20 protein-coding genes, 1 tRNA gene, 2 rRNA genes and 1 pseudogene (1 of these 24 cut by a window edge) are annotated in these 26744 nt (G+C 62.7%); 16 read left to right on the top strand and 8 right to left on the bottom strand.

Annotation, left to right across the window (positions count from 1 at the left end; translation table 11 throughout):
- The 3 genes from ACRY_RS11555 to ACRY_RS11545 form a co-directional block, all read left to right on the top strand.
- A 23S ribosomal RNA gene (locus ACRY_RS11555) occupies nucleotides 1–2249 on the top strand (it extends 489 nt beyond the left edge of the window).
- 91 nt (nucleotides 2250–2340) lie between these two features.
- Nucleotides 2341–2455 (top strand): 5S ribosomal RNA (gene rrf / locus ACRY_RS11550).
- A gap of 27 nt (nucleotides 2456–2482) precedes the next feature.
- Nucleotides 2483–2559: transfer RNA gene (locus ACRY_RS11545), tRNA-Met, on the top strand.
- On the opposite strand, the gene ACRY_RS19150 is transcribed toward ACRY_RS11545, so the two are convergent.
- Nucleotides 2516–4228, bottom strand: a complete 1713-nt coding sequence (locus ACRY_RS19150) for a recombinase family protein (RefSeq protein ID WP_155856412.1) — start codon at nucleotides 4226–4228, stop codon at nucleotides 2516–2518. The genes ACRY_RS11545 and ACRY_RS19150 overlap by 44 nt on opposite strands.
- A gap of 264 nt (nucleotides 4229–4492) precedes the next feature.
- Between ACRY_RS19150 and ACRY_RS11530 the strand changes: the two genes are divergently transcribed.
- From ACRY_RS11530 to cas2e, 12 genes and pseudogenes are all read left to right on the top strand, one after another.
- The gene (locus ACRY_RS11530; protein WP_011942514.1) at nucleotides 4493–4819 is read left to right on the top strand and encodes an NIPSNAP family protein; all 327 of its coding nucleotides are present in this window, start codon (nucleotides 4493–4495) and stop codon (nucleotides 4817–4819) included.
- 1873 nt (nucleotides 4820–6692) lie between these two features.
- A complete protein-coding gene (locus tag ACRY_RS11525; protein ID WP_007424548.1) occupies nucleotides 6693–7406 on the top strand; it encodes a group I intron-associated PD-(D/E)XK endonuclease in 714 nt (237 codons plus the stop codon).
- Nucleotides 7407–7410: 4 nt separating this feature from the next.
- Nucleotides 7411–9399 carry an AAA family ATPase gene (locus ACRY_RS11520; RefSeq protein ID WP_043509162.1) on the top strand — a complete coding sequence of 663 codons (1989 nt, stop codon included), beginning with the start codon at nucleotides 7411–7413 and terminating at the stop codon, nucleotides 9397–9399.
- 141 nt (nucleotides 9400–9540) lie between these two features.
- Nucleotides 9541–9876, top strand: a pseudogene (locus ACRY_RS11515) (IS3 family transposase); the annotation flags it as partial.
- Between the two features lie 226 nt (nucleotides 9877–10102).
- Nucleotides 10103–12781 (top strand): CRISPR-associated helicase/endonuclease Cas3, encoded by a 2679-nt coding sequence (locus tag ACRY_RS11510; protein ID WP_007424551.1) that lies wholly within the window; start codon nucleotides 10103–10105, stop codon nucleotides 12779–12781.
- Nucleotides 12782–13070: 289 nt separating this feature from the next.
- Entirely contained in the window at nucleotides 13071–14660 is a 1590-nt protein-coding gene (gene casA, locus ACRY_RS11505) for a type I-E CRISPR-associated protein Cse1/CasA (RefSeq protein WP_007424552.1), read from the top strand.
- The gene (casB, locus tag ACRY_RS11500) at nucleotides 14657–15196 is read left to right on the top strand and encodes a type I-E CRISPR-associated protein Cse2/CasB (RefSeq protein ID WP_007424553.1); all 540 of its coding nucleotides are present in this window, start codon (nucleotides 14657–14659) and stop codon (nucleotides 15194–15196) included. The genes casA and casB overlap by 4 nt, the downstream gene beginning before the upstream one ends.
- Complete coding sequence (gene cas7e / locus ACRY_RS11495; RefSeq protein WP_007424554.1) at nucleotides 15196–16308, top strand: type I-E CRISPR-associated protein Cas7/Cse4/CasC; 1113 nt, start codon at nucleotides 15196–15198, stop codon at nucleotides 16306–16308. Before casB ends, cas7e begins: the two co-directional genes overlap by 1 nt.
- Before the next feature lies 1 nt (nucleotide 16309).
- Nucleotides 16310–17059, top strand: a complete 750-nt coding sequence (cas5e, locus tag ACRY_RS11490) for a type I-E CRISPR-associated protein Cas5/CasD (protein WP_011942507.1) — start codon at nucleotides 16310–16312, stop codon at nucleotides 17057–17059.
- Between the two features lie 5 nt (nucleotides 17060–17064).
- Nucleotides 17065–17742, top strand: coding sequence for a type I-E CRISPR-associated protein Cas6/Cse3/CasE (cas6e, locus tag ACRY_RS11485; RefSeq protein WP_007424556.1), 678 nt, complete (start codon nucleotides 17065–17067; stop codon nucleotides 17740–17742).
- Complete coding sequence (cas1e, locus tag ACRY_RS19140; protein ID WP_007424557.1) at nucleotides 17735–18697, top strand: type I-E CRISPR-associated endonuclease Cas1e; 963 nt, start codon at nucleotides 17735–17737, stop codon at nucleotides 18695–18697. Before cas6e ends, cas1e begins: the two co-directional genes overlap by 8 nt.
- Nucleotides 18678–19004, top strand: a complete 327-nt coding sequence (gene cas2e, locus ACRY_RS19135) for a type I-E CRISPR-associated endoribonuclease Cas2e (protein WP_050807217.1) — start codon at nucleotides 18678–18680, stop codon at nucleotides 19002–19004. Before cas1e ends, cas2e begins: the two co-directional genes overlap by 20 nt.
- Before the next feature lie 25 nt (nucleotides 19005–19029).
- Here cas2e and ACRY_RS11475 read toward each other — a convergent pair whose 3' ends face one another.
- The 5 genes from ACRY_RS11475 to ACRY_RS11455 are packed head-to-tail and all read right to left on the bottom strand — an operon-like array spanning nucleotide 19030 to nucleotide 23888.
- Nucleotides 19030–19449, bottom strand: a complete 420-nt coding sequence (locus ACRY_RS11475; protein ID WP_011942505.1) for a glycosyltransferase — start codon at nucleotides 19447–19449, stop codon at nucleotides 19030–19032.
- A complete protein-coding gene (locus tag ACRY_RS11470; RefSeq protein WP_011942504.1) occupies nucleotides 19446–20564 on the bottom strand; it encodes a glycosyltransferase family 4 protein in 1119 nt (372 codons plus the stop codon). Before ACRY_RS11470 ends, ACRY_RS11475 begins: the two co-directional genes overlap by 4 nt.
- Entirely contained in the window at nucleotides 20561–21622 is a 1062-nt protein-coding gene (locus ACRY_RS11465; RefSeq protein ID WP_043509161.1) for a GNAT family N-acetyltransferase, read from the bottom strand. Before ACRY_RS11465 ends, ACRY_RS11470 begins: the two co-directional genes overlap by 4 nt.
- The gene (locus tag ACRY_RS11460; protein WP_011942502.1) at nucleotides 21619–22848 is read right to left on the bottom strand and encodes a glycosyltransferase family 4 protein; all 1230 of its coding nucleotides are present in this window, start codon (nucleotides 22846–22848) and stop codon (nucleotides 21619–21621) included. Before ACRY_RS11460 ends, ACRY_RS11465 begins: the two co-directional genes overlap by 4 nt.
- A complete protein-coding gene (locus tag ACRY_RS11455; RefSeq protein WP_011942501.1) occupies nucleotides 22848–23888 on the bottom strand; it encodes a polysaccharide deacetylase family protein in 1041 nt (346 codons plus the stop codon). Before ACRY_RS11455 ends, ACRY_RS11460 begins: the two co-directional genes overlap by 1 nt.
- 37 nt (nucleotides 23889–23925) lie before the next feature.
- Here ACRY_RS11455 and ACRY_RS11450 point away from each other — a divergent pair, with 37 nt between their 5' ends.
- Complete coding sequence (locus ACRY_RS11450; protein WP_011942500.1) at nucleotides 23926–25056, top strand: GNAT family N-acetyltransferase; 1131 nt, start codon at nucleotides 23926–23928, stop codon at nucleotides 25054–25056.
- Between the two features lie 155 nt (nucleotides 25057–25211).
- Here the strand turns inward: ACRY_RS11450 and ACRY_RS11445 are convergent, their stop codons facing one another.
- Nucleotides 25212–25664 carry an RrF2 family transcriptional regulator gene (locus ACRY_RS11445; RefSeq protein ID WP_011942499.1) on the bottom strand — a complete coding sequence of 151 codons (453 nt, stop codon included), beginning with the start codon at nucleotides 25662–25664 and terminating at the stop codon, nucleotides 25212–25214.
- A gap of 31 nt (nucleotides 25665–25695) precedes the next feature.
- Nucleotides 25696–26706, bottom strand: a complete 1011-nt coding sequence (locus tag ACRY_RS11440) for an FAD-binding oxidoreductase (protein WP_011942498.1) — start codon at nucleotides 26704–26706, stop codon at nucleotides 25696–25698.
- Between the last annotated feature and the right edge of the window lie 38 nt (nucleotides 26707–26744).

The following is a 26744-nucleotide window of genomic DNA, read 5'->3' as shown; positions in this document are numbered from 1 at the left end:
CCTGAAACCGGATGCCTACAAGCAGTCGGAGCCGCATCTGCGGTGACGGCGTACCTTTTGTATAATGGGTCAGCGAGTTTCTGTTTGCAGCGAGCTTAAGCCGGTAGGCGTAGGCGTAGCGAAAGCGAGTCTGAATAGGGCGCATAGTTGCAGGCAGAAGACCCGAAACCGAGTGATCTAGCCATGGCCAGGCTGAAGGTGCGGTAACACGCACTGGAGGGCCGAACCCACGCCTGTTGAAAAAGTCGGGGATGAGCTGTGGCTAGGGGTGAAAGGCCAATCAAACTCGGAGATAGCTGGTTCTCCGCGAAATCTATTGAGGTAGATCGTCGTGTGTATGCCTTCGGGGGTAGAGCACTGGATGGGCTAGGGGGGCCCAAAGCCTTACCAAACCTAACCAAACTCCGAATACCGAAGTGTCTTGCACGGCAGACAGACGGTGGGTGCTAAGGTCCATCGTCGAGAGGGAAACAGCCCAGACCACCAGCTAAGGTCCCCAAATTGTGGCTAAGTGGGAAAGGATGTGGGAATTCCAAAACAACCAGGAGGTTGGCTTAGAAGCAGCCATCCTTTAAAGAAAGCGTAATAGCTCACTGGTCTAATAGAAATCCTGCGCCGAAAATGTAACGGGGCTAAAGCCACATACCGAAGCTGTGGGTGCATGGAAACATGCGCGGTAGCGGAGCGTTCCGTAGGCCTGTGAAGGGAGATGGGGTGACCCCTCCTGGAGGTATCGGAAGTGCGAATGCTGACATGAGTAGCGACAAACAGAGTGAGAAACTCTGTCGCCGAAAGTCCAAGGGTTCCTGCGCAAGGTTAATCCGCGCAGGGTGAGCCGGCCCCTAAGGCGAGGGCGAAAGCCGTAGTCGATGGGAAGGGGGTGAATATTCCTCCGCCTGCTGGAAGTGACGAATGCGAGATGTTGTCTGTCCTTATCGGATTGGGCAGGCTTTTTGAGCATTCCGGGAAATAGCTCCAGCGTATAGACCGTACCCTAAACCGACACAGGTGGACTGGTAGAGTATACCAAGGCGCTTGAGAGAACGATGTTGAAGGAACTAGGCAAATTACTCGCGTAACTTCGGGATAAGCGAGACCCGTATGTGGGCAACCATGTGCGGGTGGCACAAAAGAGGGGGTAGCGACTGTTTAGTAAAAACACAGGGCTCTGCGAAGTCGAGAGACGACGTATAGGGTCTGACGCCTGCCCGGTGCCGGAAGGTTAAGAGGAGAGGTGCAAGCCTTGAATTGAAGCCCCGGTAAACGGCGGCCGTAACTATAACGGTCCTAAGGTAGCGAAATTCCTTGTCGGGTAAGTTCCGACCTGCACGAATGGCGTAACGACTTCCCCACTGTCTCCAGCATCGGCTCAGCGAAATTGAATTCCCCGTGAAGATGCGGGGTACCCGCGGTCAGACGGAAAGACCCTATGAACCTTTACTGCAGCTTTGCAGTGGCATCAGAAGAGTGCTGTGTAGGATAGGCGGGAGGCATTGAAACCGGGGCGCTAGCTTCGGTGGAGCCAACCTTGAAATACCGCCCTGCGCGCTTTTGATGTCTAACCGCGGCCGGTTATCCCGGTCCGGGACCCTGCATGGTGGGCAGTTTGACTGGGGCGGTCGCCTCCTAAAGAGTAACGGAGGCGCGCGATGGTGGGCTCAAGCCGGTCGGACATCGGCTGTTGAGTGCAATGGCATAAGCCCGCCTGACTGCGAGAGCGACAGCTCGAGCAGAGACGAAAGTCGGCCATAGTGATCCGGTGGTTCCACGTGGAAGGGCCATCGCTCAACGGATAAAAGGTACTCTAGGGATAACAGGCTGATCTCCCCCAAGAGTCCACATCGACGGGGAGGTTTGGCACCTCGATGTCGGCTCATCACATCCTGGGGCTGGAGCAGGTCCCAAGGGTTCGGCTGTTCGCCGATTAAAGTGGTACGTGAGCTGGGTTTAGAACGTCGTGAGACAGTTCGGTCCCTATCTGCCGTGGGTGTTGGAGACTTGAGAGGATTTGTCCCTAGTACGAGAGGACCGGGATGAACATACCTCTGGTGCATCGGTTGTCACGCCAGTGGCACAGCCGAGTAGCTAAGTATGGACGGGATAACCGCTGAAAGCATCTAAGCGGGAAACCCACCTCAAAACTAGGTCTCCCCGAGGGTCGTGACAGACCATCACGTTGATAGGCCGGGTGTATAAGCGCGGTAACGCGCTCAGCTAACCGGTACTAATCACCCGATAGAACTTGAATATCTCAACCACCCCCACCATGCACAAACACCAACACAACTCACACAACACACCAAATCCACACCAGCCCAAAAACAACGATAGGCTGGACGACCTGGTGGCCATTGCGGGGAGCCTGCACCCGATCCCATCCCGAACTCGGCCGTGAAAATCCCCAGCGCCCATGGTACTGTGCCTCAAGGCACGGGAGAGTAGGTCGCCGCCAGGTCCTCCAGCCTATCGTAACCTCATCCACCGCGGGGTGGAGCAGCCCGGTAGCTCGTCAGGCTCATAACCTGAAGGTCACAGGTTCAAATCCTGTCCCCGCAACCATCTTGATTTGCGCCTCCAGAACAGAAATGGAACCAAGCCCCGATGCACACGCGCCGGGGCTTTTGTCGTTCCCGCCCCCAGACGCAAGACGCAGTATCCCCGCCAGCGCGCCCCGGAGTTCAACCTTCAGTTCCGCGCCCTCCGGCACCAGGATCACCGCCTCGATCAGCGTGCGGATGATACTGAATGCCTCGTCCTTCGTGGTCGGATCCTGCAGCGCCTCGTGCAGGTTGGCGACCGCCTCGCGGTAGAGTTCGGCCATCGCCGGATGAAGCGAAGGTTCGGGCGCGGTCTCGCGGGCGAGCAGGATCAAAAGTTCCTCCTTCCGCGCCTCGATCCGGATCATCTCGTCGCGAAGGCTGGACGCCGGCATGCCCTCGGCGATCGCATCGATGATCCGGGCCTTGCGGTGTTCGATGCGTTTGAGCTCCTCCCGCATCCCCGAAAAATGCGCCCGCCTCTGCGCGCTGGCGGTATTCTGCTCGGCGACGAACGCCTCGGTGAATTCCCTGAACAGCGCCGGGTCCATCAGCCGGTGGCGCAGCCCGTCCAGCACAATGGCTTCGAGCCGGTCGCCGCGGATGTTCAGCCGGTTGTCGCAGGTGCCCTTGTTCCGCGCCGCCGCGCAACCGAACAATGTCGCGCTGATCTTGCTGTAGGCGCCACCGCATACACCGCACCGCATCAGGCCGGTGAGAAGGTGTTTGGGCCGCTGGTGGCGCCAGAATTCTGCCCCCGATGAGTAGCTGCGGGCACTTGGTTCCGTGGCCATGTCCGGACGGGTCGCCTTGCGCATGTTGCCCTGTCGCTCCTTGACCGCGGCCCAGAGCTCGTCGTCGATGATCCTCAGCGCGGGGATCTCGGTGATCACCCATTTGCCGGGATCGTTCAGCCGTGAAACCCGCTTCCCGGTGGCCGGATCCTTTATGTAATGCAGCCGGTTCCACACCATCCGGCCGATGTAGAGTTCGTTGTTCAGGATGCCGGTGCCGCGTTCGGCGTTGCCGTTGATCGTGCTCTGGCTCCAGCCTTCACCGCGCGGCCCCGGAATCTTCTCCTTGTTGAGCTGGACGGCGATCGCGCGTGGTGATTTGCCATGAGAAAACTCTCGGAAGATCCGGCGCACGACCTCGGCTTGTGCTCCGTTGATCGTCCGCTCGCCGGTCTTCGCCGCGCCATCGGCGCCGAACTGGCGGACCACGTCGTATCCATATGAATTGCCACCGCCGGAGCGTCCTGCTTCGACCCTGCCTCTCAGGCCCCGGCGCGTCTTGTCGGCGAGGTCCTTCAGGAACAGCGCGTTCATCGTGCCCTTCAGCCCGATATGCATCTCACCGATCTCGCCTTCGGCAAGGGTCACGATCGAGACGCCGGCAAAGCGCAGGCGCTTGAACAGCGCGGCAATGTCCTCCTGGTCGCGCGACAACCGGTCCATTGCCTCGGCCAGCACGATGTCGAACCGGCCGCGGCCCGCGTCGGCCATCAGTTCCTGGATGCCAGGCCGGAGCAGCGACGCCCCTGAAATCGCCCGGTCGGCGTAGCTGTCCACCACCCGCCAGCCCTGCCGCCCCGCATGCTCCCGGCACACACGCAGCTGGTCCTCGATCGACGCCGCACTCTGAAGGTCACTCGAAAAGCGGGCGTACAATGCAACTCGGGCGTTGGTCATCGCTCTGGCTCTGGTCATGAGTGAGCACCTATCGTTTGGGACCACGGCACCCAATGTCAAGCTTTCCGCGGATTGCACGCCGGAATCCAGACCAATCAATTCCAACCGCAGGTCGCCCACCCAAGGTCCAACACCGCAATGAAGTCGCCGTTCACGGCTCCGGCCGCCGATCACAACGCCGGATGAACCAATCCTTCCGGCTTGCTGGGGTGGGGGACCGGGGCTAGCATCCTCCGCGTCGATATATCTTCAGGAATAAAAAACATGATCCACGAACTCCGCATCTATCACTGTATGCCGGGTCGACTTCCGGATCTTCTGAGGCGGTTCGAGACCGTGACACTCGGATTGTGGGATAAACACGGCATTCGACAGGCAGGGTTCTGGACGACGCTCGTCGGAGAGTCCAACATGGATCTCACCTATCTGCTGGCGTGGGAATCCCTCGCTGAGCGCGAGAGCAAATGGACCGCTTTCCAGGCTGACCCAGAATGGCTGGCCAAGCGCGCCGAAACCGAGAAGAATGGTCAGATCGTGGCCAGCATCACCAATCAGATCCTCGTGCCTACGGCATTCTCGGCAGTACGCTGACGTCCTGCGGCTGCAAGGACTTCAAAATCATGTCGGTGCAGGCTGGAGGGAGGTCCCATCAGTCCCCATAGCTGTTAGCCTGCGATAGAAGCACCGAAACCGGCACGACATCAGCGGTAAAGGCGTAATCTCAGCGCGGGACGATAGCTGAACCGGTTGCTGGCTCGTCACTCCCGCTGCGGAATCAAAGCCATGTCAAGTCCTGAGCGCGATCTCAGACGGACATCTGCCGCACCGAAATGGTGAGTTCCATCATCGCTGCTTCGATAATGGGTCTAATTTTTCTGTGCGTCCGCGGGGTCGGACTGAAATCGCGGCCCTGCGGCCCAGCAGATTGGCGAGTTGTCGCAGTGCGTCAAGAACAATTGCCTCCTGTTCCGATTGGCAAACATGATTGCCGCAAACGCGATTGGCGGCAGCGTCATCCGCATTGGCCCCTCCGTTTGCATGGCATTCATGTCTGGTCATGCTCAAATTCTACAGATCAAGGCTGCAAGACACCAAGAAAAATCGCTTTTAAAAATGCATTGATATTGAAAAAAATTCTGATTGCGCACCATTAATGCTGATAAAAGTTGGCGATAGATCGCAAAATATGCGTTGTTTTATACGGAAGATGAAAGGATATTCCGCTGTATGGGCGGTGGAAACTTCTGGGTGGGTTCGGTCGATAAGTTCAAGGCCAAACCGGCGAGAGCTGGCCGTGCCCCTATATCGGCCTGAAGCCGCACGTTCGAGATCGCAAAGCTGCTTGTATGTTTCGAGACGCGAGTGAACGGGAGCAACTGCCTCTCGATGTACGGGAAGATGCGTGCCGACGTGCGCAGAACAGCGAAGGTCACCAAGGCGAAGCCGGGGCGGGTCGGCACAGTGTCGGCGCGTGATCTTGCTCCCGCCGGTTTTTGGCTATCATGATAATGCCGCTGCGATCGGCCACTGGCAGGGTTTGATCCGCACCTCGATGGTGATCGACATCACGCCGGTCAGGCCAACGAAGCGAAATTGCTGGTGCGATCGGCGATCGTGTATGTCTTTGTCCAGCAGAAGGGGCCAATGTGCCTGGTCGTTCGGACCATCCGTATGGCCCCGGGTGAAAGCGAAGATCGGCCGCGCCAGTCTTGTCTACAAATTGCAGTGCCTCGTCCGGCTCTCCCGGAGTTCTGCATCAGGATATGAAAAAATCGAAATCGGATTGCCTGAAATTTTACAAAAAACATATCTCAAAAATATTAGTTATATATCTAAAATGATATTATCTTTACAGTTAATCAAGGCCACTCGAATAAAGTCGGAGTGAAAAAATATCTCAAATTTATATCTTTAGGTCATAGTAGGGGGATAGCTCAGTAAAAATTGGTTTCCTAGAACTTAATAAGTTCATCAAAAAACCGATAATTTTTCGTCCCTTAAGTGGATGGCCGATAATTGACACTGCCGTCGGCTCCGAAGGTCACACCTATTTTCTCAAGTGCGTTCTGCAGGGAATTTAGGTTGCTAACTGTCAATTGTGGAGGGCCATTGACCGATTCTGCCTTGACAACCGTTGTCCGCGCAACGCCTGCCATTTCCGCGAGCTGAACAGCTGAAATCTTGGCATACGCTCTTGCTGCGCGAATTTGTCCTCCGGTGATCATTTCTGCTCCAATTATAGTCGCTAGTCCCGTCTCTTAGCTAACCGTTGCACTTCTAGGATTACAATCATTTAATATTTGAATATGAACAAAATGTTTGTTTTTGCAAATAATATGACTAGTTCTATCCTGACGAATGCGTATCCGAAATTGCCGGTTCGTCAAAATCTTCTTCAAACGGCTGAGCCGCGTGTTGCAGCACACGACCCAGCCTAGCCCGCAACAGTGAGAAAGGACCTCACATGACACAGGTTGCCTCCCATATCGCATCTGATCGGTTTCGCCGCCAGCCTCGGCGTTCGCCTGTCGAGGATCTAAAGCCCGAGGTTGGGCGGGAAGAGCAGGCCAATCTGACTGCCCAGCGCATGGCCCCGCGGATCAAACGCCTCCACGCTCGTCCCGAGACGCATTGTCCAAGGCTACCGTCGACGACGCTGATCGGCGAAGCCGGCGCGAATCTGATTCTCTCTCGGCTCCAGTCATGGGGAATCGCAGCACAACCGGCGATGGCCGGGCTGCCCTACGATCTGATCGCCGATATCCCAGGCTTCGACATGGTCCGGATCCAAGTGAAGACCCGCAGTCGGCCAAACGGTAAGCGTTGCATCTTCACGATGCAGCGTGGGCACCAACGGTCGCGGTCAGGGATTTTCTCCTATGCACCCGGCGATTTTGACCTCGCCGCCTTCGTCTGCCTGTCTCTCCCGGCTGTCTTCTTTTATGCCGGTCCCGTGGAGCGGATCAGCCTCAGCACGCCGTGGTTCCGCCTTCCCGGGATTGATCGTGAAAGTCTCGATCTCTCCATCAAAACGATCCGCCGGTGCCGCTACAATGACAGGTCGGCCTGGCTGGCCTCGATGCAGGCCGAGTCAGTTCCAGTCGATGCAGGGATCGATTTGTGCGAACATAATCAAGTTCCCCGACAGGCTGAGTTCGATTTTGGCATCGGAGGTTGATGCCATGCACGACGACGAAGATCTCTTTCTCGATCACGAGTCATCCGATCTCAACGATCCTCCGACTGATCAGGCCGACGTGGTCGATGATGTCAACTCAATCGATTGCGCCATGGTTGGCGCCTGGAATCTACTTGGACGAGCACTGGGTAAGATCTCGAAACAGCGGCGTCCGGGTCTGTATGTCGTTGTGGCGCCCGGTGACCACTGGGTATCGACGATGCGCGCAATCGTGGCAAAAGTGATTCTGGGCTATCCTTGTCGTGGGCCGCGACGGCCGGGAGTGGCGCGGTCAGCTCCGTCGTTTCTGGTCCATGAATGGGATGCGGGCGGCGACGCGAAAAAGGGCAATGAAATCCGTGCCAGCGTGGAGTCCGGTCTGCGTGAAGGGCGGATAGTTATTCTTCTGACCGGAAGCCGGGCTGTTGTGCCGCCCGAGCTCGGTGCTGCAGCAGATAGTACCATTTACGTGACAGCGCCGGATCGCGAATGCCTGGCCGCCGTTCTCAAGGCGGTTGACCCGGTTGCACGGCGAACGAGCTTGAGGGGCCTCAATCTCAATGCAGTCACGCCTGTCACCTTGCGGCTGGCCTACCGGCCTGGAACGACAGCCACGTCTTACCTGCGGCGTCTGAAAGCCCTGACCCAAGGGTCAAAAGAAAAGGCCAGCCGTTTCGATTCCCTCCATGGCATCGACAAGGCGAAGGAATGGGCGTCAGCACTCAAGCTCGATCTGCAGTTGTGGCGCCAGGGCAAGATAAGCTGGCATGATCTCCCCCGGGGGCTTCTTTTGGCGGGGCCTCCCGGGACCGGTAAGACCTCATTTGCCGGCGCGATAGCGGATCATGCCGGGATTGCCTTTGTCCCAACGAGCTATGCGACGTGGCAGACCAGTGGGGCCGGCCATCTCGGGGAAGTCTTGAAGGCGATGAACGCTGCCTTTGCTCAGGCGCGGCTTCTCGCACCGAGCGTTCTGTTCATCGACGAACTGGATACGCTCGGCAGCCGGGGTGGTCGGGAGCAGCGCGATGACTGGTGGCGCGCGATCATCAATGCCCTGCTCGAGCAGATGGACGGTGTTGCCAGTAACGAGGGGGTTGTCATGGTTGGCGCCAGCAATCATCCGGAACTGATCGATTCGGCGATCCTGCGCGCGGGGCGATTGGAGGACCGGATCGATGTCGGACCACCTGATGTGAAAGCCCTTGCGTGCATATACGCGCAGCATCTAGCGGGACGGATGGAAGCCGGCGTCGACCTTCAACGCATCGCGTGGATGAGCGAGGGAGCGACGGGCGCCGATGTTATCCGGATATGCAAGACGGCCAACCGCCGCGCGCGCCACGAGGCCAGGTTGGTGACCACCGAAGATTTGATTGCGGCCATTGGCGTTGACGGCGTCGTTGATCCCCAAGATCTGTGGCGCGTCGCTGTTCATGAAGCTGGTCACGCGATTGTCGCGATGGCGCATTCTGCCCTGCGGGTGGGAGGCTTGTCCCTCGTCAGCCGGGAAAAGACGGCTGGGCATGCCGCAGTGTCCATGGCGCGCGCTGGTACCCTGAGCCCGGCAGACCTTGACGCAATGCTTGCCGCTCTGATGGGCGGTCGGGCCGCAGAGGAATTGGCCTTCGGCGATATCACTGCCGGCTCGGGCGGTGGTGACAACTCCGATCTCGCCCGCGCGACGCAGATGGCGGTCATCGCGGAGCTGTCGCTGGGCATGCGCTCCGAAGGGCTGATCTGGTACCCGAAGGTCTCGGGCGACAGGCTCGTTCAGCTTTTTGGGCAGCGCCCTGACATCGAGCATGCGGTGCGGCGGCGCCTTGATACGGCCTATACCAAGGCAAGAGAGTTGATCGAGGCGAGAAAGCCCACCCTCGACCTCCTGGCGGAACGGTTGCTGGCCCGCAAGGTTTTGTCCGCCAAGGAAGTTATGGATCTTGCGGGTAAGGCCGGTTCCGAGGCCATTGGCCCGCTTGCTTGCGCCTTATAGCCCGAAAACCATACGAATTCAGATTGACGCGAAAGCCGGGATGCTGATTGACGCGAAAGCCGGGATGCTGACGCATGCCGGAATCCGCGCCCTGCTTGAAAAGAATTCACTGCTGGCACGAATGTGAGGTGGTTGATACGCCGGGATGACCTCGTCCATCATAGTGACTAGGGCCGCCCAATACGTCTCGCTCCACTACACTGAACGCCTGGCCGAAGCAGGGATCGAGCCTTCCGTCGGCAGCGTCGGCGATTCCTATGACAATGCCCTCTCTGAAACCATCAACGGCCAATTCAAGGCCGAGGTAATCCACCGTCGTGGCCCTTGGCGGAACGCAGAAGTGGTGGAATTCGCCGCGCTCGAATGGGTGGACTGGATCAACAACCGCCTCTTCCTCGAGCCGATCGCGATATCCCATCTGCCGAGGCCGAGGCGCAGTACTATGAGAAACTGAACAAGCTGGCTATGGTCGCCTGAGTCAAACAAAATAGCCTTCGGCAAACCCGGCGCGGTTCAAGCTTCTCGAAGTGTGCCGCGTCTGAGCCAGTCGTGCCGGCCGCTCTGCGTCTCCAGGTCGAGGCGCGGCCGGAGTCACAGAGGGTGCCGGCGTTGGGTGGGCGAAAAAGGTGGGAGTGACGCTGGAGCCCAAGCAGAATATTAGCTATTTTGGAATTGTGATATATTTTCTCGGGTAAATGAAGCAGTGTCACTCCCTAATAGTTGGCGAAACGTATTGGCATTTTGGGGCAAATCATACACTCATGAGGATGAGATATTTGCCTACCCGATTGTGGCACACTCACTTGATGTTGCTGCGGCAGGTTCACGCCTGCCAATGCCATTAAAGGAATTCGATAAGCACACGGTTTACTTCCTGCTGTCGCTCCACGATATCGGCAAATTCTCCCGCCCGTTCCAGGCTCAGGAATCCGATCTTTGGCCGAGCCGGGTTCTGGGGCCATGGCCCGGTCGTGTTGCGGGCCCGCGACACGATACACTGACTGCGGCACTCCTTGAGGTGTTCGCGGACGAAGGTTTGCTTGACCCGGTATTCCCACTTGGTCGGCGAGGGAGCGGGTGGCACCCCAGCAAGCGATCTGGTCTCATTCGAACGATTGCCGGGCATCATGGGCGCCCCATCGATGTGCCTGACCACCTGGAGCCCGCGGTTTGCCGCCAATGCCTGGACGCCGCGCGGGAGTTCGTGCAGGCGATGCTCGATCTTTTCCAGCCGTCTCCCTTGCCGCCACCTCAAAGCCGGCGGGCCAGTGCACGGATGCAATGGCAGATTGCCGGCTTTCTCACTCTTGCTGATTGGATTGGATCAAACGAAATCTGGTTCCCGCGCGATGGGACCCACAGCGATCTCGATCCGCACGATTATTTCCGAGAAGTAGCGCTGCCGCGCGCCGCCCAAGCTGGTGCGGACGCCGGACTGACCCCCTCCAAGGCGCGCACTTTCACTGGTTTCTCCGCACTGTTCCCGAAGGTCGACACACCGTCTCCGGCACAATCATGGGCCGAGACAGTGCCGCTGCCGGAGGGGGCAGTGCTCGCAATCATCGAAGACCTGACCGGCAGTGGGAAAACCGAGGCGGCCCTTACGCTTGCCAGCCGTATAATGGCATCGGGAGAGGCAAGGGGTGTCTTCTTTGCCCTGCCGAGCATGGCGACCGCCAATTCCATGTTCCAGAGGCTGACCGATACCTACCTGCGCCTGTTTGAAGAGGGCTCGCGGCCATCGATCGCACTGACGCACGGGAAGGCCGGTCTGGATCCTCGTTTCCGTGCGCTGATATCAGCCTCCCCCTCCTCGGCTTCAGAGCCACGGGAGGGGGAGGCGATTCCGTCAGAAGCGGAGTGCAAAGCCTGGCTCGCGGAAGATCGGAGGCGTTCCCTCTTTGCCGATGTCGGCATAGGCACCATCGATCAGGCTCTCCTCGCCGTCTTGCCCGTACGCCACGCGCCGCTCCGGCTGCATGGCTTGCAGGGCAAGGTTCTTGTCGTGGACGAGGTACATGCATTCGATTCCTATATGGAGCGCGAATTGCAGGCGCTGCTCGAGTTTCATGCCGCACTGGGTGGGTCCGCGATACTGCTTTCCGCCACTCTCCCGCTGAGGATGCGGCAATCGCTGACTGACGCGTTCCGCCGTGGCGCCGGCCAGGAAGCCCCTCGCCAGGTTACATCGACACACTACCCGCTCGCCACGATCGAGGGATCTGAAGCCCAGACCGAGTATCCGTTGGGCGTCCGGACGGGCCTCCCTCGGTCAGTCACCATTACGCGGGTAGACACTGAGGTGGACGCCCTTTCCAGGGTTGTGGATGCCGCAAGGCTTGGCGCTGCCGTAGTCTGGATCCGAAACAGCGTTGATGATGCGCTTGAAGCCGCCGCGGCGGTGCGCATGGAGAACATCGACCCGATCGTCTTCCACGCTCGTTTTGCGCACATCGATCGGCAGTCGGTGGAACAGGAGGTGCTGCGCCGGTTCGGCAAGGACAGTATCGGGCATGCGCGCGCCGGCGTCCTGATCGCCACGCAGGTCGTCGAGCAGTCCCTGGATCTGGATTTTGATCTGCTTGTGACAGACCTGGCGCCGGTGGATAGTCTCATCCAGAGGGCAGGGCGGCTCTGGCGCCACAGTCGCGGACCGCGAGTCATCGAGCGTCCTGAGATGGTTGTCCTCTCGCCGACCCCATCAATGGCGTCAGGCCCGGGCTGGCTGGATTCCTTGCTGCCAAGGACGAACGCTGTCTACCAGAATCCGGCATTGCTGTGGCGCAGCGCCCGGGCGCTATTCGCCAAATCCGACCTCGTTACACCCGATGATATGCGCCTCCTGATCGAGGCGGTGGATGACGTGGAGGATACGCCGCCGGGCCTCAAGATGGCGGCGGACGGAGCCTGGGCAAAGCATCTGAGCCACCGTGCGTTTGCGGCCGGCGCCGTCCTGGATTTCGACGAGGGGTATACGCTCCAATCCGGTGCCTGGGACAGGGAAACCCGGACACCGACCCGACTTGAGGAGCGCGAGCAGGCCACGCTTCGCCTGGCTCGCGTCAAGGATGGAAAGGTGGTGCCCTATGCTGGGCTTGCGGGAGACTTGCGGCAGGCGTGGACGCTATCCGAAGTGAGGGTCCAGCGGTATCGGATAGCAGCCTGCCCACCACCGGCGGGATACTCCGAAGCGGTGAACGAGGCGCGGAGCCAATGGGGCCGCTGGGAGCGCGAGAGTCCCCATATACTGCTCGCCATTCTCGAGGTGACGAAGCAGGAGGGCCGGTTTATGCTGCAAGGAGAAAATCCGGACGGCCATCCCGTATCAGCTGTCTACGATGCCACTGATGGCCTGAGGTGGCTTCCCGCATCCGCGGGATGACCCGCGTGATGACCTGTCATTGGTCTTCGCACCGAGATGTTCCCTGCAGGCGCGGGGCGGCTTTTTTGACGAAAACCAACGTCTGTTCGATTAAAACAAAAGCGTGAAGATCTATCATTATCGTTGCGTCGAAGCAGCCGAGTGGTGTAAGGAGGGATAATAGCTAATTTTCGTAGCGGCAGAATGAGACTCAGATACCGGATAGCGCCGCATATTCAGTGACGTGATCCTGCGGCCGTAAAATAGATTCGTGCCTTTCTGTATAATAAAATGCGAGGTCTAAGCTTTCATGTTTAACCTCTTGACTAATCCATGGCTCCCCATTGTCCGTCAGGACGGCACGAAAAGTGTCATCGCTCCTCGGGACATCACGGAGGATATTTCCTCGAACCCAGTCATTGCCGTCAACTGGCCGCGCGCTGATTTTCGTCTCGCCACGATGGAATTGCTGGTTGGCCTAATCGCCACGGCCTGCCCTCCGGCAGATGAGGATGATTGGCTCGACGCCTGGGAGGCTCCACATTCGCCTGAAAAGTTGGACGGTGCCTTCGCGCCATTGGCCCATGCATTCAGCTTCGACGGCCCTGGGCCCCGCTTCATGCAAGATCTTGCGGATCTCGACGCTGATGAAGAGCCCGTGGAAAATCTGCTAATCGAGGTGGCCGGTAATTCCGGTCCCCTCGTTCATCCGGGACGCACCAAGCGGATGGGCAGGCCGGCGGCAGCAATCTCCCTTTACACGCTGCAATCATGGTCGCCCTCCGGCGGGAGGGGTAACCGTACCGGCTTGCGGGGAGGGGGACCGATGGTCACCATGGTGGCGCCAGGCCGGCATCGATCTCTCTGGCACCACATCTGGGCCAATGTGCCGCTCGGACGAAAGCCCGAGCCGGTAGACTTTCCTCGTATCTTTCCTTGGCTCTCGCCAACGATCACATCCGTGAACGATGAGGTCGTAACGCCGGATGATGTCGCCCACCCCCTGCAAGTCTGGTGGGGTATGCCGCGGCGTATCAGGCTCAGCTTCGTTCAGCTGCCTTCACCTGCCCCCTGCGACCTGACAGGTGCTTTGGACTCGAGCGTTGTCACCGGATGGCGGCAGCGCCCCCACGGGCCAAAGTATGTCGGGTGGGGAGCGAGACATCCCCTCACACCAACCTATCAGAACAAGGCTGGAGAAGAGATTTTATCGGTCCACCCTAACCCTGGTGGAGTCGGTTACCGAAACTGGATTGGTCTTGTTCTCCGCAGCCCGGACGGCCTGCGCCGGCCGGCACCCATCGTCTCTACCTGGCGGAATGACCGCTACCGCGGCACGGAAGAGGCCAAAGGTGCCCGCCTGATCGCTGGCGGCTATGACACGGACAACATGAAGGCGCGAGGTTTCATGGAGACCGAGGTCCCGCTGGTCCTGGCGAGCTCGAAGGAGGTGCAGGAACGTCTGGACGCACTAGCCACATCGCTCGTCCGTGCCAGCGAGCGGGCCAGCTACCAGCTCCGCAAGGCTGTGCAACAGGCACTTTATCATCCAGGCGCGAAGGTCAAAGCCACGGCTCATGGGATCGCGCTTCTGGGGGACCGCGTTTGGCTGGAGACGGAGAGCGCGTTCTTCAGTGCTTTGGACCGCGCGATGAGCCTTGACGATACGGCGCCAGAACGGGTCGCATGGCAGGTGCGCCTTAGAGGTCTCGCGCTGCGCATCTTCGACGACACCGTGCCGATTGATCCACTGGACAGGAACAATGCTCGGCAGGTCAGAGCGCGCTTTTTCCTCGGGCTCGGCCTTAGTGGCTACGGCAAAGACGGCCAGTCCTTTTTCCAGATCCTGGAAATGCCCCTGCCAGCCCAGGAAAAAAAGTCGAAAGGAAAGGCTTCATGATCCGTTATCGATCGGCCGCCCATGACTGGTGGCGGGATCTCGTTCCGCGCGCAGGCTACCCCGGTGACCGTGCTGCGCTCGCCAAGCTTCGCCGCGCTTCAACCATCAGCGAAGCAATGACGGAAGAAGCATCAATCGCGCTCTTCCGCCGCGTCGGGGCGACATCGGCTGAAGATCTTCCCCGTGTGGCACTCGCCGCGGCCGTACTGGCCCGCGTGAGCAAGGAGCCCGACGGCCCCAACGCCCCCCGGTCGGTTGCGCGCGTTCTTGGGCCCCAAAAGGCAGACGACGTTTCAACGGCCATCCTCTCGCCGCTTCGCTTCAAGCGCCTGCTGGCTGCGGACGAACCGGAAGAGCAGCTGATCGCCTTTCGCCGGATGGTAGCCATAGCACGCGGGTCTCTTCCTGTTCGTGACCTGGCTGACGCCCTGCTGGACTGGTCGGAAACCCGCCGCCGCCGCTGGGTGTTCGATTACTGGAACGCAAGCGAAATCGCCTCCACCCCTACAACCGATGCCCCCGAGGAGCCCGTGTGATGACCCAGTTTTTGCAGGTCCATCTCCTGACCTTCTTCCCGCCTTCGAACATGAACCGCGATGACACTGGGCGCCCGAAAACCGCCATGGTCGGCGGGGCAATGCGCCTTCGCCTGTCCTCCCAGGCGCTCAAGCGCGCCTGGCGCACGTCCACGATATTTTCCGAGGCCCTCAAGGGGTACATGGGAGAGCGCACGCAGCGCCTTGGGGAGGAGATTCTCAAAGCCCTGCGCGCCGAGGGGGTTTCCGAGGCCCAGGCGCTCGCCATCGCCCGCGCCGTCGCTGGCCAGTTCGGCAAGCTCAACGAAGACGAGACACCGGCGCGCATCCAGCAGCTTGCGTTTATTTCGCCCGATGAGCGCAAGGCTGCCTTCGACTTGGCCCGGCGATATGCCGCCGGTGAGATTCCTCTTCCCGAAAAGGCCAAGGGCAAGAGGGGCAAGGCGAATAAGGTCGAGAGTGAGGAAGAGGTGGAAGCGCCCGAAATCCTGCTGCTCCGCGAAAGCGATACCGCAGCTGACATTGCCCTCTTCGGCCGCATGCTGGCCGACAAGCCGGCCTTCAACCGTGAAGCCGCCGCACAGGTGGCACATGCCATCACCACCCATCGCATCAGCGTGGACGACGACTATTACACGGCTGTCGATGATCTGAAGCGACCGTCCGAGGACGCCGGCGCTGGGTTCATCGGAGAGACCGGCTTCGGCAGTGGCGTCTTCTACACATACATGTCGATCAATATCGACCTCCTGATCCGGAACCTGGGCGGCGGTGATCAGGCACGAGACCTGGCTGCCACCGCCATTGCTGCTCTTGTCGAGGCGGCAGCCACCACCGCACCGAGCGGCAAGCAGAACAGCTTCGCCGCCCACGGGCGGGCCGGATACATCCTCGCCGAGCGCGGAAAGGCGCAGCCGCGAACTCTTGCGGGTGCCTTCGCCAAACCCGTCGAAGGGGGCGATATCATGGACGCATCGATTGGCCGGCTCGAGGAATTCCGGGAAGCGATCGACAAGGCTTACGGGCCGACGGCCGATGCGACAAAGGTCATGCGTGTTGGTGGCGAGGGCTCTCTGGCTGACATCATTGTCTTCGCCCGCGAAGGAGTGTGAGGTGAAGAGCTTCCTCACTTTCACCCTTTTTGCCCCCATCGCCTCTTTTGGCGCTATTGCCGTGGGGGAGCGGCGCGAGAGCTGGTCGCGCCCCGCACGATCGGCCGTGCTCGGTCTTGTGGGAGCATGCTTGGGGATTGAGCGGGAAGATGCGGAAGAGCAGGCTGCCCTCGAGCGTGAGTTTGGCTTTGCCTTGCTCTGCGGCACGTCAGGGGGCTCGCTTGCCGATTTTCACACGCTCCAGGTCGGCCGCCCAGCCCGTGGCCAGACGTTCCGCACGCGGGCTGAGGAGCTTAACTCGAATACGGTCGACACGATTCTCACACGGCGTGACTACCGTGTGAGCGCCTGGCATCTTGCAGCACTCTGGGTACGGTCAGAGGTGGATCCCCGCTGGGCGCTCGAGGATCTAGCCGACGCGATGAAGCAGCCAGCCTTCACACCCTACCTCGGGCGACGCGCATGCCCGCTCGGCCTCCCCCTCGCGCCGCAGATCATCGATGCCGACAGCCCGGCATCGGCCCTGGACAGGCGATGGGCCAGTGGCCCCGAGGCTGAATTCCGCCCATCGCTCGCCGGCACGATCCAGGACCTGTTCGTGGCGCGCGACCGATGGGTGGGAGACGAGGGGGCGAACAACCTGCTCCGCAGCGAAGAGCGGCGGGATGCCCCGATCTCGCGCACCCTATGGCAATTCGGTCTGCGCACAGAGGTCATCGAGGCATTTTCTCCAACGGAGAATCGGTCATGAGTACGATGTGGCTGTCAAAGGCGCGCTTGAACCACGATCAGAAGGCGGTCGCGGCCCTCGCTTCGGTTCTGGTGCCTGAAGACGGCTCGGCCCGGGTTGCGGCGACGCATCATCTCGTCTGGTCACTTTTTGCCGGAGACGCGGATCGGAAGCGCGACTTCCTGTGGCGTGAAGAGCGTCCGGGCCATTTTCTTATCCTCTCCCCCGACCGGCCAGGCGATGGGGGTGGGCTCTGCACGGTCGAGAGCAAGGAATTCGCACCGGCGTTGTCGGCCGGCGACAGGCTTGGCTTTTCCCTGCGTGCGAACGCGGTTGTAAGCCGGGGAGAGCCCGGCTCCGGCCGGGGCAAGCGTCATGACGTCGTGATGGATGTCCTTCGTCATCATCCTAAGGGCGAGCGTGCATCTCATCGCCTGGGTCTGGTCACCGAGGTCGGAGCGGCCTGGCTTGTCCGCCAGGGTGAACGTCACGGTTTCGTAGTCGAAGGCCAGCCGGCCTGCGATGGCTACGAGGCAATCCGGGTGTTGCGTGGAAGAGGTGAGAAGCCTCTGACCTTCAGCCAGATTGATTTCGCGGGAGTTTTAAGCGTCACCGATCCAGCGCGCTTCATCGCTGCCATTGGCCATGGCTTCGGGCGGGCGCGGGCCTTTGGCTGTGGCCTCATGCTGATCCGCCGTGTCTGATCAGGCGCCGGGTCTGCCGCCGCCGCGACCCATTCCAATTCGTGAACGCTCATCTATCCTGTTTCTCGAGCGCGGACAGCTCGACGTGATCGATGGGAGCTTTGTTGTCGTCGACCAGCGTGGCATTCGGACCGTAATTCCGGTCGGCGGCATTACATGCCTGATGCTGGAGCCAGGCACACGTGTAAGCCATGCCGCTGTTTGCCTAGCTGCACGAGCGGGCACATTACTCATCTGGGTTGGAGAGGCTGGTGTGCGCCTCTACGCTGCCGGCCAGCCGGGTGGTGCGCGGTCCGACCGGCTACTCTATCAGGCGCGACTTGCGCTCGATGATGAGGCTCGTCTCCGTGTCGTCCGAAGAATGTATTCTATCCGCTTCCAGGAAGAGCCGCCCCAGCGCCGCTCTGTCGATCAACTGCGCGGCATTGAGGGCGTCCGCGTGCGGGAGCTCTATAAGCTGATGGCCCAGCGCCATGGCGTCTCCTGGGCCGGGCGGCGTTACGACCCCCAGAACTGGGGTGGTGCTGATCTTGTCAATCGTTGTCTATCTGCTGCGACAGCTGCCCTATACGGGATCTCGGAGGCGGCAATCCTGGCCGCCGGGTATGCGCCGGCGATCGGCTTTTTACATAGTGGCAAGCCGCAAAGCTTTGTTTATGACATTGCGGATCTCTTCAAGTTCGAAACGGTCGTGCCGGAGGCATTCAAGGTAGTGGCGGCAGTGCAATCTGGACGTGGACAGATTGATGGGATGGCGATCGGAGAACCTGTCGGCGCGGTCCGGCGGCGCTGCCGCGATGCGTTCCGCCGCACAAATGTACTCGCACGCATCATTCCCGCTATCGAGGATGTGTTGGCAGCCGGCGGCTTGGCAGTGCCAGAGGCGCCCGAAGAAGCGATGCCCGTTGCTATACCACCACCGGAACCGACGGGTGATGCTGGTCATCGTGGTTGAGAACGCGCCGCCGCGTTTGCGAGGCCGACTAGGTGTCTGGCTTTTGGAAGTTCGAGCAGGCGTTTATGTAGGAAACTATGGGCGCAAGGTTCGCGAGATGCTTTGGGAACAGGTCCGTGGCGCCATTGGTGACGGCAATGGCGTTATCGCCTGGACTTCTCCAAGCGATGCTGGGTTCGAATTCGACACCTGTGGCAAGAACCGCCGAGTGCCTGTCGATCTCGATGGATTTCGCCTTGTAGCCTTTACGGAGGAGGCGGAAACTGCTCCTCCCTTACACACAGGCGAGCCCCGCCACCGTCGGTAGTTCTTTGACATTGTGAATTCATTAGTTAAATCAGATCTTTACAGGAAGAGTGTTCCCCGCAGGCGCGGGGATGAACCTCCTCCGGCCCGAAACCGTCCTCGGTATGGATATGCCGGCGAATTCCGGCGAGCGATCGGGCCATCGCCCATTCGATCGATCCCCAGTTGCTCGTGATCAACAGGTCCGGGCCGATCTCCCGCAGCATCGCGCGGATGCGGCGCAGCCGCCCGGGCAGCGAGGGGGCCGACGCCGGCGGATCGATGAAGGTGACGTCGAGGCCGGGGTCGAGATGGCCGCGGCAGCCGGTCTGCCGGTCGAGGGCGACGATCGCGTGGCGGAACCGCGCGCCGAAGCGGTTGGCCAGCGTCGCCATGCGCATCTGCGCGCCGCCGACGGCGAAACTCGGGAAGACATGCAGGATCAGCATCGCGGCGGGCGGCGTCATGAGCGCGTGGCGAGGGCGATGATGCGCGCCGCATTCTCGTCCCAGAGATAGGGGTGCGACAGCACCTCCGCGCGCGCGGCGCGGCTGAGGCGGCCGCGCAGCGCCGGGTCGGCGGCAAGCCGGCGCACCGCGCGCCACAGCGCCGCCCGATCCCCCGGATCGACCAGCAGCGCGTTGCGCTCGTGGGTCAGCACCTCGCGGATATTGGGCTGGTCGGGGGCGACGATGGCGCAGCCCGCGGCCATGTATTCGAACAGCTTCAGCGGCGAGGCATAGGCGACGGAGGCGGGCTGCAGCGCGATATCGATGCCGGCGAGAAGGGCCGGAACCGCCTCGCGGTCGACCAGCCCGGCGAAGCGCACCCGGTTCTCGATTCCGAGGGCGGCGGCGCGGGCCCGCAGGTCGGGCAGCGCGGGCCCGGTGCCGGCGATCACGAGGTCGAGCGGCAGGGTGCTGTCGCGAGCCATGTCGTCGATGATCAGGTCGAGCCCGTGCCAGGGGCGGACGAAGCCGATGAACCCGAGCACCGGCGTATGCGCGGCGGCGCGGTCCGGTTCGGGGAACCGGCCGATTTCGACGCCGTTCGGCGTGATCGTGATGCGGTCGGCCGGCGCGCCCTCGGCCACGAGTATGTCGCCCAGCACCCGGGTGACGGCGAAAACCCGGTCCGCGGCGCGCCAGACGGCGCGTTCCCCGGCGCGCGCCACCGCCTGCAGGCGCAGGCCGCCATGCTGCGCGCGCTCGTCCGCCAGCGGGGAATTGACCTCGACGAAATAGCGGCAGCGGCACAGCCGCGCGGCCCAGGCGCCGGCGAGGAAAAACAGGTTGTAGCGTTCGTAGATCAGGTCGGGGCGGAATGTCCGCACCGCGCGCCACAGTCGCCAGAAGGCGGGAAGATTATAGGCCAGCTCGGCGAGTTCGCCGATGGCGGCGGGCAGCAGCCGGCGCAGCGCGCCGGCCGCGCCACCCGAATCGCCGAAGCGCGACGCGGCATAGGCGCCGGGGCCGACCACCAGGACCTCGTGCCCGGCCCGCCGGAACGCGGCGATCAGGTCCTCGAGATGCACGGACTGGCCGTCGCGCGACTGGATCCGGTGGCTGTAGAGAATTTTCATGAGGGAACGCCGGTTGTCTGGCCGCGCCGCCGGCGGGCGCGGCGCAGGGCGCCGAGCCGCTCGCGGGCGAGCATGGCAAGGCCGGCGGCGCTGCGCGGATTGATCAGCAGCAGCCCGGCCATGGTCCGGTGCCGGGAAACCCAGTCGCGCTTGTAGCGATCGTCGCCGCGCCCGAAATCGAGGTGATCCACGGTGTCGGCGGCGAGGATCGACCTGATCATCAGCGCCGTCAGAACCGTTCCGGGCGAGCGCGCCACAACGCCCTCGACATGCGCCAGCTTGAGCAGATAGGCGCGGCCGCCGCTGATCGCCCAGTATTGCGCGGCGATCGGCCCGTCGTCATCGGCGAGAATGCCGGCGCGCAGCAGCCCCGCGCCCGCCAGCCCGCGCATGATCCGCGCGTTGATCCCGGCGAAGGGCTCGGCGGGCTTCCATGATCGGTCATAAACCGCGTCGAACTGCGCGACGGCCTGGTCGAGATCGACCGGCTCCGGCTCCGGGCCGTCGCCCGGCGACGCCGCGCCGAAGCCGAAGCAGCGGAACCGCAACGTGCCGGCGGCCCGCATCCGCCGGCGGATGGTGTTGCGCAGCGCCCCCGGCCGCCCGGAGAGCCAACGCTCGAAATCGCCATCCACCGGCATGAACCAGTTGCTGAAATGATCGAACCGGCTGACCGCGAGGCCATGCGCCGCGGCGGCCCGTTCCAGCGCGGCGATGGCCGGATCGTCCGGGTCGAGCGCGTCGAGCCGGACGACGCCGCGCACCTGGCCCATGAGATGGCGGGCGACAGCGGATGGATCGTGACCGCCCGGCCGGAACACGAGCGTATAGGGGCTGTTCAGCCCGGCCACCGGCACCAGCGCGCCGGCCCGTGAGCGGCACCATAGCGGCAGGCTCGCCCCATCTTGTGTCAGCATGGCGGGCACCAGATCACGCGGCCGCGCCGCCCCGGCGATCATGTCGAACCACAGAAAACTGCCGAACAGGTCCCGCGCCGGATCGGCAAAGCCCATCGCTCCGGCGCCGGGCCAGGGCATGATGCCCGCCGCCCCGCTCATGGCCGTGCGCCGTCATGACACGCGGCGATGAATTCGGCCGCCTTCAGCCGCCAGTCGGATCGGCTCGCGCGGGCGCGCCCGCCTTCGGCCAGCCGCGCGCGCAGCGCCGCGTCCTCGCGCAGGCGGCGCATCGCCGCGGCGATCGCCGGAACCGAATGACCGTCGACCAGCAGCCCGTTCTCGCCGTCGCGCACGGCGGCGGGGCTGCCGCCGTCGCGGCCGGCGATCACCGGCAGGCCGGCGGCATTGGCTTCCAGGAACACGAGGCCGAACCCCTCCGTATCGCCGGAGGCGAGCGCCCGGTTGGGCATCACGAACACGTCGCCGAGACGGTAATGATCGGCGAGGTCGGCATCCGGCACGTCCCCCGCGAACACCACCGCCTCGCCCACGCCCTCGGCCACGGCGATCTGCGCCAGCGTTCCGGCATAGGGCCCGTCGCCCACCACCAGGAACCGCAGCGCCGGATCCGCGCGATGCAGCGTCGCGAAGGCGCGGATCGCGTTGTCGATGCCCTTCTTTTCCAGCAGCCGGCAGACGGAGACGAACACGAAATGCCCCCGCAGGCCATGGCGTTCGATCAGGTCGCCGCGCGGGCCGCCCGGCGCGGGAGCGAATCGATCGAAATCGACGCCGTTCTCGATGAGCCGGATCCGGTCCCGCGCGCCCGGCAGCATCGATGCCACGGTATCAAAGGTGAAGCGGCTGACCACGATGATGACATCGGCGGCGGCGAGCGCGGCGCGGCGGCGGCGTCCGCTCGGGTCGTAATTGTCGTCGGTGGTGATTTCCTCGCCATGCACATAGGCCACACGGCGCAGCCCCGGCCAGAACCGCAGCACCCGCAGGATCCAGGCGCCGGACATCAATTCGCCGACGCAGACCGCACTGATCGGCCGCGTCGCCAGAATCGCGACGAGGCGGCCGAGCACCGCCAGCCGCAGGGCGAGGTCATAGGCGATGAAGCGCAGCCGGGCGATCGGGGGTTCATCGCCCGACTGGCGCAAAGGCGTGCGCAGCAGCATCAGCCGCGTCACGCGGAACGGGGCCTGCCGGTCATGCTCGCGCCAGCCGATCAGCGGCAGATCGTCGGCGTAATGGGTGCGGGGGGCGAGAACCTCGACCATGCCGTTCGCATGGCGGGCGAGTTCGCTGTAGACGAGCGCCGAGCCGCCGCGCACCGGCGGGAAATTGTTGGCGATCAGCAGGACGCGGCCACCGGCCATCACCGCGCCGCGGTCATCGGCTGCGGCCCGGCGGGGGCGAGCAGGCCGGGAATGGCATCGGTCCGGACGAACCGGCAACCCGTCCGGTCCGCGAGATCGGTCAGCATGGCCGACAGGTCGTCGTAGAAATGATGCAGGTCGCGCCGGCTCCGCACATAGGGGTTCCGGCCCGGCCAGATCGAGGAGCTATGGAAGCTGAGCGGGAAAATGCGCTGCTCCCGCGCGAGCAGGGCGTCGGTCAGACGCCGCGCCGCCCCCGCGCCATTGCCCTCGGGCGAGAGCGTCACGCGTTCGGCGCAGCCGAGGCGGGCCAGCGCCGCGCCAAGGATCTGCCGCCGGCGGCCCGGCTGGTTGATCCACCTGTAAGCCGCGCGGCCGAACGCCCGGCCCCAGCCGATGACCGACCGGCAGAGCGGCAATTCCAGGAGCTTCCGGTCATCGCCAAACCAGAACGGCTCGAAATCGATCGCGCTGTAATCGAGCCCGCCCTCGCCGGCCATCGAGGTTCTCGGCGCAAGGCTGGTATCGATCGAGACGCCGAGTTTGCTGATCAGCCGCGCGGTATGGGGGCCGAGGCCATAGCGGCCGGAGCGGAACACGGTTGGCGGCATCGCGAAACAGTCCACGAACTTCTCGTGGAGATTCTCCAGCTTCTGCGCCTCGATTTCAGAATCGAGATTGCTCGCGAACGACAGGTCCGAGCGCGGCTGCCCGGCGAAAGGGGGCGTGATCCAGGCGTGAAGCTGCAGGCCGAGGGCGCAATCGCCACGCTCCGCCATCCGCCGCAACTGGGTCACGATTTTCGGATTCTCGAGAACGGGGTAGGTCAGCAGCAGCGTGGGAACGGCGCCATAGGCGCGCAGGATGGGGCTCAGTTGATCGAGGTGATGCAGATAGGCCGTGTCAAACGGCGTACCCTCGACCGGCGTCAGCCAGTCGAAATCCTCTTCCGTGTCGATGATGACGGTGGCAACCGGCGTAGGCTCGCGCAGCCGCGCCGGAACCGGAGCAATAAATAGATCTGAAATCAATTCAGGCATGACAATTTAATCTTCTTATGGAATTATCTTTTTTTTAATGACACGTGGAACCTTCGATTTCAAGCGCAGCCCGTCGGGCTCCGATCACGATCCGGCCCTGACGGTGGTGGTTGAGGACGATCCGGACATCGCCGCCCTTGGCGAGGAATGGCAGGCGCTGGAGGCGCGGGCCGACGGCTCCTTCTTCACCTCATGGACCTGGATCGCCGCCCTGCTGGCCAATGGTCTCGTCCATCCGCTGGTGGTGCGCGTCGAGGCGGCCGGGCGGCTGGTGGCGATCGGGATTTTCCACCGGCGGGCGAGAGGGTTCTCGCGCTCGCTGAGCCTCACCTCGGTGGATGACCCGGAATACGATGCCCCCTATGTCGAGCATAACGGACCGCTGGTCGATCGCGACTATCCGGAGGCGTCAGGGATCTGGTGGCAGGCGATCGACCGGCTCGGCGCCAGCATCGTCTACCTGCCGGGGATCGCGCCGGAGGCGCTGCCTGGCCTGCGCCGGCTCGGCACGGTGCTGGTCGAGCGGCAGCAACCGGCCCCGCGCCGCAGCCTGGCGCCGGTGCGCGCCTGCGGCGGCGACGTCACGGCGCTGATGTCGCCCAACAGCCGAAGGCAGATCCGCCGCGCGATCCGCGCCTGCGAGCAGAGCGGTCCCCTGACGCTCGATCGGGCGACGACGCCGGACGACGCCCGTCTCGCCTTCGCCCGGATGGCGGAGTTGCATCGCGCGGGCTGGCGCCGACGCGGCCAAGCGGGGGCGATGTCACCATCGTTCTGCCGGTTTCATCTTGATGTTCTGGCCCGGGGTGTCGCGGCCGGTACGGCCGATCTGCTGACCGTCAGGGCAGGCGACCGGCTGATCGGCCATCTGTACAATTTCCGCTACGGCCGGACGGTCTCGGCCTATCAGAGCGGCTTCGCCTACGACACGGCTTTGCCGCACGAAAAGCCGGGACTGGTCTGCCATGCGCTGGCAATCCGGCATTATGCCGAACAAGGCCTGGAGATTTACGATTTCCTCGCCGGGGCGGCACGCTACAAGACCAGCTTCGCCGACCATGCGCGGGATCTGGTCTGGCTTCGGCTCGCGATCGGCCATGCGCCGCTGGCATTGATGATCCGGGCGCGGGCGAGGGTGGCGGCGTATCGGGATCGCCGGGATATTTGAAAGAAGATCCTGTCCGGAGAATTTCCACGTCACGCATTCTGATTCCCTAGAAAGCCAATAATCCATTGGAATCATTGAGTGCGTCGTTGTCGTCGCGCGCGCGCGGCATGAACGACCGCGGCGATGCCTTCGGCAGGCCGATGGCTTGGCCCGCTCTATGTCCCGGCTTCGCTCGACATCGCGAGGCCCAGCCGCCGCATCAGCCTGGGGTTTCCGGGCGAGACGACGTCGGCGAGCGTATAGCGGTCGAACACGCCAAGAAACGCGTCCCGCGCCTCATTCATCACGGCCTGAAGATCGCAGCACCCGCCGATCGCGCAGCGCCCGCCCTCCTGGCAGGGGACCAGCGCCAGGCCCGGTTCCATCGCCCGGATGACCTCGCCAAGCCCGATATTCGCAGCCGGCCGGGCAAGGCGCATCCCGCCATGCCGGCCGCGGATCGTCTCGACCAGGCCGGCCTGGCCAAGGGCATGCACGACCTTGGTCAGGTGATGATCCGAAATGTCGTACGAAGCGGCGATTTCGGCGATCGACGCCTGGCGTTCCGGCCGCAGGGCGAGGAAGATCAGCGTGCGCAGACCGTAATCGGTGAACATCGTGAGATGCATCTGTCCTCACTATCGCCACGGCCGGTCCGGATCAACGCAGCTGGACCTGCTCGGCGAGGATCTGCGCCTCCGGCACGCCATGCCAACGTGCCGTCGTCACCACCGCCTCGACCAGCTTCGGCGGACCGCAGACATAGATGTCCGGCGGCGTGGCGGCGTTGGAAAGCCATGAATCGAGGGCCTCGGCGGAGGTGCCCGTAAATCCGCTCCAGTCTCCCTCGGGATGCCAGATCGCGGTGGTGACGGTGAGGCAGGGCAGTTGCGCGGCCAATGCCGCAATCTCGTCGGTCGCGAACAGTTCGGCCTCGCGGTTGGCGCCGAAGATCAGGTGGGTTTCCTGCATGTCCTGGAATTCGGCGAGGTGCCGCAGCATCGAGAGCAGTGGTGCAAGGCCGCAGCCGCCGCCCACCAGGCAGCGCGGTCGGGGGCTGGTGTCGTCCAGCACGAAACGGCCGAGCGGGCCGCGCAGCGAGAGCGCATCGCCCGGCTTCGCCTCGGTTCCGAGCCAGGTCGAAAAGGCGCCACCCGGTACCAGCCGGATCAGGAATTCCACCCGCCCGTCCCAGTTCGGCAGGTTGGCCAGCGAATAGGCCCGGCGGATATCGGTGCCGGGGATCGCCACTTCCATGTACTGGCCGGGCACGAAATCCGCGGCCTGCCCGAGTTCGGCATCGGGGCGCAGGCGCAGGGCGAGCGAAACGGCGCTCGCGCCCGCCGGCGCGATCCGCTCGATCACCGCCTCGCGGGTCGGCGCGCGATGCCGCAGGATCGCCGACTCGGCATAAGGCAACGCAACCGTCATGTCGGAGGTCGGGCGGCACTGGCAGAGCAGCACGTCGCGGGTGATCGTCTCGCCAGGCTGCCCGCCGGCATCGTGGTCGCCGCTGGCGATTTCGGCGCGGCACAGGCCGCAGCTGCCTTCATGGCACATCGAGGGCAGGAACAGCCCGGCGGCCTCGGCGGCGGCGAGCACGGTTTCGCCCGGCGGGCAGGCGACGTCGAGACTCACGCCGTCGCGCGTGAGAAGGGTGATGTCGTTCATCGTTCGGTTCCTGGGGTCGATCCCTGGTTCGGATGCGG

The sequence above is a fragment of the Acidiphilium cryptum JF-5 genome, from assembly GCF_000016725.1.
Classification (GTDB): Bacteria; Pseudomonadota; Alphaproteobacteria; order Acetobacterales; family Acetobacteraceae; genus Acidiphilium; species Acidiphilium multivorum.
Note: the sequence above shows the minus strand (reverse complement) of the source record. Positions and strands in the feature narration are given on the sequence as shown.

Excerpts from the sequence above, each read along its gene's own strand:
- ACRY_RS19150 (WP_155856412.1), bottom strand. The coding sequence starts at position 4,228 with ATGACCAACGCCCGAGTTGCATTGTACGCCCGCTTTTCGAGTGACCTT.
- ACRY_RS11445 (WP_011942499.1), bottom strand. The coding sequence starts at position 25,664 with ATGCATCTCACGATGTTCACCGATTACGGTCTGCGCACGCTGATCTTC.
- cas2e (WP_050807217.1), top strand. The coding sequence starts at position 18,678 with ATGCTGGTCATCGTGGTTGAGAACGCGCCGCCGCGTTTGCGAGGCCGA.
- ACRY_RS11465 (WP_043509161.1), bottom strand. The coding sequence starts at position 21,622 with ATGAGCGGGGCGGCGGGCATCATGCCCTGGCCCGGCGCCGGAGCGATG.
- ACRY_RS11530 (WP_011942514.1), top strand. The coding sequence starts at position 4,493 with ATGATCCACGAACTCCGCATCTATCACTGTATGCCGGGTCGACTTCCG.
- cas6e (WP_007424556.1), top strand. The coding sequence starts at position 17,065 with ATGTGGCTGTCAAAGGCGCGCTTGAACCACGATCAGAAGGCGGTCGCG.
- ACRY_RS11450 (WP_011942500.1), top strand. The coding sequence starts at position 23,926 with ATGACACGTGGAACCTTCGATTTCAAGCGCAGCCCGTCGGGCTCCGAT.
- ACRY_RS11460 (WP_011942502.1), bottom strand. The coding sequence starts at position 22,848 with ATGGCCGGTGGCCGCGTCCTGCTGATCGCCAACAATTTCCCGCCGGTG.
- casB (WP_007424553.1), top strand. The coding sequence starts at position 14,657 with ATGATCCGTTATCGATCGGCCGCCCATGACTGGTGGCGGGATCTCGTT.
- ACRY_RS11455 (WP_011942501.1), bottom strand. The coding sequence starts at position 23,888 with ATGCCTGAATTGATTTCAGATCTATTTATTGCTCCGGTTCCGGCGCGG.
- cas7e (WP_007424554.1), top strand. The coding sequence starts at position 15,196 with ATGACCCAGTTTTTGCAGGTCCATCTCCTGACCTTCTTCCCGCCTTCG.
- ACRY_RS11470 (WP_011942504.1), bottom strand. The coding sequence starts at position 20,564 with ATGAAAATTCTCTACAGCCACCGGATCCAGTCGCGCGACGGCCAGTCC.
- ACRY_RS11440 (WP_011942498.1), bottom strand. The coding sequence starts at position 26,706 with ATGAACGACATCACCCTTCTCACGCGCGACGGCGTGAGTCTCGACGTC.
- ACRY_RS11475 (WP_011942505.1), bottom strand. The coding sequence starts at position 19,449 with ATGACGCCGCCCGCCGCGATGCTGATCCTGCATGTCTTCCCGAGTTTC.
- ACRY_RS11525 (WP_007424548.1), top strand. The coding sequence starts at position 6,693 with ATGACACAGGTTGCCTCCCATATCGCATCTGATCGGTTTCGCCGCCAG.
- ACRY_RS11520 (WP_043509162.1), top strand. The coding sequence starts at position 7,411 with ATGCACGACGACGAAGATCTCTTTCTCGATCACGAGTCATCCGATCTC.
- casA (WP_007424552.1), top strand. The coding sequence starts at position 13,071 with ATGTTTAACCTCTTGACTAATCCATGGCTCCCCATTGTCCGTCAGGAC.